Source organism: Halomonas sp. ND22Bw (genome assembly GCF_003011945.1).
GTDB lineage: Bacteria > Pseudomonadota > Gammaproteobacteria > Pseudomonadales > Halomonadaceae > Halomonas > Halomonas halophila.
This window is the reverse complement of record NZ_PXWD01000513.1, coordinates 1-314: the sequence shown is the minus strand read 5'-3', so window position 1 is coordinate 314 and position 314 is coordinate 1. Positions and strand designations below refer to the sequence as shown.

Here is a 314-nt window from a genome sequence, read left to right as displayed (position 1 = left end):
AAGATCATGGGGCGCTCCGATGCCGCGCCAGCAAACGCCGATCCGCCCCGGCTTGGCAACGCCTATTCGAATAGGTCGCCCGGCACAGGACCGGCGGGGGGCGGCTGCGGCGCGCTCAGCCCCAGGTGGGCGTAGGCCTTAGCGCAGGCGACCCGGCCGCGCGGGGTTCGCATGATGAAGCCCTGTTGCAGCAGATAGGGTTCGATCACGTCCTCGACCGCGTCGCGCGCCTCGGCGATGGCGGCGGCCAGGGTGTCCATCCCCACCGGCCCCCCGCCATAGTTCTCGATCAGCGCCTTCAGGAACCGGCGATC

Annotated in this window: 1 protein-coding gene; it reads right to left on the bottom strand. The window is 70.4% G+C overall.

Annotated features, from left to right (window positions below; translation table 11 throughout):
- Window positions 1-62 precede the first annotated feature (62 nt).
- On the bottom strand, window positions 63-314 hold a 252-nt coding region (locus CVH10_RS19165), incomplete at its 5' end, for a Holliday junction DNA helicase RuvB C-terminal domain-containing protein (protein ID WP_369335885.1).